This is a genomic window from Pseudomonas sp. 8 R 14 (genome assembly GCF_900005955.1).
Classification (GTDB): Bacteria; Pseudomonadota; Gammaproteobacteria; order Pseudomonadales; family Pseudomonadaceae; genus Aquipseudomonas; species Aquipseudomonas marginalis.
Genome location: NZ_CVTH01000020.1, coordinates 1 through 3571, shown reverse-complemented (window position 1 = coordinate 3571; position 3571 = coordinate 1). Strand labels below are relative to the sequence as shown.

Sequence of the window (3571 nt, the reverse complement as noted above, 5' to 3'; positions counted from 1 at the left end):
CGAAATTGGGTCTGTAGCTCAGTTGGTTAGAGCGCACCCCTGATAAGGGTGAGGTCGGCAGTTCGAATCTGCCCAGACCCACCAATTTTGTGTGGGAAACGCCTGTAGAAATACGGGGCCATAGCTCAGCTGGGAGAGCGCCTGCCTTGCACGCAGGAGGTCAACGGTTCGATCCCGTTTGGCTCCACCACTACTGCTTCTGCGTTATGAAAGCTTAGAAATGAGCATTCCATCAGTATGATGGTGAATGTTGATTTCTAGTCTTTGATTAGATCGTTCTTTAAAAATTTGGGTATGTGATAGAAAGATAGACTGAACGTTACTTTCACTGGTAACGGCTCAGGCTAAGGTAAAATTTGTGAGTGGCTCTTAATTGAGTATGATCGAATTTTCGGCGAATGTCGTCTTCATAGTATAACCAGATTGCTTGGGGTTATATGGTCAAGTGAAGAAGCGCATACGGTGGATGCCTTGGCAGTCAGAGGCGATGAAAGACGTGGTAGCCTGCGAAAAGCTTCGGGGAGTCGGCAAACAGACTTTGATCCGGAGATGTCTGAATGGGGGAACCCAGCCATCATAAGATGGTTATCTTGTACTGAATACATAGGTGCAAGAGGCGAACCAGGGGAACTGAAACATCTAAGTACCCTGAGGAAAAGAAATCAACCGAGATTCCCTTAGTAGTGGCGAGCGAACGGGGACTAGCCCTTAAGTGGCTTTGAGATTAGCGGAACGCTCTGGAAAGTGCGGCCATAGTGGGTGATAGCCCTGTACGCGAAAATCTCTTAGTCATGAAATCGAGTAGGACGGAGCACGAGAAACTTTGTCTGAATATGGGGGGACCATCCTCCAAGGCTAAATACTACTGACTGACCGATAGTGAACTAGTACCGTGAGGGAAAGGCGAAAAGAACCCCGGAGAGGGGAGTGAAATAGATCCTGAAACCGTATGCGTACAAGCAGTGGGAGCCCACTTTGTTGGGTGACTGCGTACCTTTTGTATAATGGGTCAGCGACTTATTTTCAGTGGCGAGCTTAACCGAATAGGGGAGGCGTAGCGAAAGCGAGTCTTAATAGGGCGTCTAGTCGCTGGGAATAGACCCGAAACCGGGCGATCTATCCATGGGCAGGTTGAAGGTTGGGTAACACTAACTGGAGGACCGAACCGACTACCGTTGAAAAGTTAGCGGATGACCTGTGGATCGGAGTGAAAGGCTAATCAAGCTCGGAGATAGCTGGTTCTCCTCGAAAGCTATTTAGGTAGCGCCTCATGTATCACTGTAGGGGGTAGAGCACTGTTTCGGCTAGGGGGTCATCCCGACTTACCAAACCGATGCAAACTCCGAATACCTACAAGTGCCGAGCATGGGAGACACACGGCGGGTGCTAACGTCCGTCGTGAAAAGGGAAACAACCCAGACCGTCAGCTAAGGTCCCAAAGTTATGGTTAAGTGGGAAACGATGTGGGAAGGCTTAGACAGCTAGGAGGTTGGCTTAGAAGCAGCCACCCTTTAAAGAAAGCGTAATAGCTCACTAGTCGAGTCGGCCTGCGCGGAAGATGTAACGGGGCTCAAACCATACACCGAAGCTACGGGTATCACGTAAGTGATGCGGTAGAGGAGCGTTCTGTAAGCCTGTGAAGGTGAGTTGAGAAGCTTGCTGGAGGTATCAGAAGTGCGAATGCTGACATGAGTAACGATAATGGGTGTGAAAAACACCCACGCCGAAAGACCAAGGTTTCCTGCGCAACGTTAATCGACGCAGGGTTAGTCGGTCCCTAAGGCGAGGCTGAAAAGCGTAGTCGATGGAAAACAGGTTAATATTCCTGTACTTCTGGTTATTGCGATGGAGGGACGGAGAAGGCTAGGCCAGCTTGGCGTTGGTTGTCCAAGTTTAAGGTGGTAGGCTGGAATCTTAGGTAAATCCGGGATTCTAAGGCCGAGAGCTGATGACGAGTTAACTTTTAGTTAACGAAGTGGTTGATGCCATGCTTCCAAGAAAAGCTTCTAAGCTTCAGGTAACCAGGAACCGTACCCCAAACCGACACAGGTGGTTGGGTAGAGAATACCAAGGCGCTTGAGAGAACTCGGGTGAAGGAACTAGGCAAAATGGCACCGTAACTTCGGGAGAAGGTGCGCCGGTGAGGGTGAAGGACTTGCTCCGTAAGCTCATGCCGGTCGAAGATACCAGGCCGCTGCGACTGTTTATTAAAAACACAGCACTCTGCAAACACGAAAGTGGACGTATAGGGTGTGACGCCTGCCCGGTGCCGGAAGGTTAATTGATGGGGTTAGCTAACGCGAAGCTCTTGATCGAAGCCCCGGTAAACGGCGGCCGTAACTATAACGGTCCTAAGGTAGCGAAATTCCTTGTCGGGTAAGTTCCGACCTGCACGAATGGCGTAACGATGGCGGCGCTGTCTCCACCCGAGACTCAGTGAAATTGAAATCGCTGTGAAGATGCAGTGTATCCGCGGCTAGACGGAAAGACCCCGTGAACCTTTACTATAGCTTTGCACTGGACTTTGAATTTGCTTGTGTAGGATAGGTGGGAGGCTTTGAAGCGTGGACGCCAGTCTGCGTGGAGCCAACCTTGAAATACCACCCTGGCAACTTTGAGGTTCTAACTCAGGTCCGTTATCCGGATCGAGGACAGTGTATGGTGGGTAGTTTGACTGGGGCGGTCTCCTCCTAAAGAGTAACGGAGGAGTACGAAGGTGCGCTCAGACCGGTCGGAAATCGGTCGTAGAGTATAAAGGCAAAAGCGCGCTTGACTGCGAGACAGACACGTCGAGCAGGTACGAAAGTAGGTCTTAGTGATCCGGTGGTTCTGTATGGAAGGGCCATCGCTCAACGGATAAAAGGTACTCCGGGGATAACAGGCTGATACCGCCCAAGAGTTCATATCGACGGCGGTGTTTGGCACCTCGATGTCGGCTCATCACATCCTGGGGCTGAAGCCGGTCCCAAGGGTATGGCTGTTCGCCATTTAAAGTGGTACGCGAGCTGGGTTTAGAACGTCGTGAGACAGTTCGGTCCCTATCTGCCGTGGACGTTTGAGATTTGAGAGGGGCTGCTCCTAGTACGAGAGGACCGGAGTGGACGAACCTCTGGTGTTCCGGTTGTCACGCCAGTGGCATTGCCGGGTAGCTATGTTCGGAATAGATAACCGCTGAAAGCATCTAAGCGGGAAACTAGCCTCAAGATGAGATCTCACTGGGACCTTGAGTCCCCTGAAGGGCCGTCGAAGACTACGACGTTGATAGGTTGGGTGTGTAAGCGCTGTGAGGCGTTGAGCTAACCAATACTAATTGCCCGTGAGGCTTGACCATATAACACCCAAGCAATTTGCGTCGAAAGGCCAGATTGCGGTGTGTGAAGACGCAATGAACCGAAAGTTCGAGATTTCACAAAACACCGACAGCTGTCACATACCCAATTTGCTGAAGCGAGGCCAGCTGGCCACGACTCAGTACCCGAATTTCTTGACGACCATAGAGCATTGGAACCACCTGATCCCATCCCGAACTCAGCAGTGAAACGATGCATCGCCGATGGTAGTGTGGGGTTTC

2 tRNA genes and 2 rRNA genes are annotated in these 3571 nt (G+C 51.1%); all 4 read left to right on the top strand.

Going from position 1 to position 3571, the window contains the following annotated elements:
* The first annotated feature begins 7 nt into the window (after positions 1–7).
* Positions 8–84, top strand: a tRNA-Ile gene (locus BFQ01_RS01475).
* Between the two features lie 30 nt (positions 85–114).
* Positions 115–190, top strand: a tRNA-Ala gene (locus tag BFQ01_RS01470).
* A 249-nt stretch (positions 191–439) separates the two neighbouring features.
* A 23S ribosomal RNA gene (locus BFQ01_RS01465) occupies positions 440–3331 on the top strand.
* Between the two features lie 152 nt (positions 3332–3483).
* Positions 3484–3571: ribosomal RNA gene (gene rrf, locus BFQ01_RS01460) — 5S ribosomal RNA — on the top strand; the annotation flags it as partial.